The sequence below is a fragment of the Mesorhizobium sp. M7A.F.Ca.CA.004.06.1.1 genome, from assembly GCF_003999135.1.
Lineage (GTDB): Bacteria > Pseudomonadota > Alphaproteobacteria > Rhizobiales > Rhizobiaceae > Mesorhizobium.
In genome coordinates, this window is sequence record NZ_RZPQ01001333.1 from 1 (window position 1) to 701 (window position 701).

A 701-nucleotide genomic window follows, 5' to 3' on the forward strand; every position below is an offset into this window, starting at 1 on the left:
TGCCGCCGTCGGTGACGACATCGCTGCGCTTCTTCATGTCCATCGGCGTCACCGAGGTCATTGGCTCGACACCGGAAACATCGACCTCGTTCAGCTGCTCGACGAAGCCCAGAATGGCGTTCAGCTCGCCGGTCATCCGTTCGGCATCCTCTTCGCTCACCGCGATGCGGGCGAGATGCGCGACGCGCTTCACTGTCTGAAGATCTACGGACATGTTTTTGCCTCGGGGAAAACCAGTTCGGGCTATAGCGGCGCCGCGCGCGCTGCGCAACATGCATCGTGCGAGAGGCCAGGCTGTGGCGGCGGCCCGCTCGTCGGCTCTCAGAATACGTCTATGGCAGGGCAACGCCCTCGCACAGATAGTAGCTGCCGCTGTTGCCGCTTGCTTCGCTTTCGTCGTCGACGGGCCGAACCGACACGAGATCGATCTGCTTCGCGTTCATTTGCGTCACCGAGAGAACGTCGGGAAAGACATAACCCGGTTCCTGGCAGATGGCCGTCACCGCCCAGCTCGGCGAAGCCGTCGCCTTGCTGATCTGCAGAAACTCGCAATTGTATTCGACGCTTTGCAGGCCGTACGCCGAAAGCACGATGTTGCCGGCGTCGATCAGCGTTTGCAGCGTGCCCTTCTTGGCCTGTTTGCAAAGCTCCTCGGACTGAAGGTAGATGCCTTCGATGAAATCATCCGCAGCGAGCGCGGG

2 protein-coding genes are annotated in these 701 nt (G+C 61.1%); both read right to left on the reverse strand.

The genetic code is table 11. The features are described 5' to 3' along the window. The coding region (gene gatC / locus EN906_RS36145; protein ID WP_127375872.1) for an Asp-tRNA(Asn)/Glu-tRNA(Gln) amidotransferase subunit GatC at positions 1 to 214 on the reverse strand (214 nt) is incomplete at its 3' end. Between the two features lie 118 nt (positions 215 to 332). After that, on the reverse strand, positions 333 to 701 hold a 369-nt coding region (locus tag EN906_RS36150; RefSeq protein WP_127375873.1), incomplete at its 5' end, for a hypothetical protein.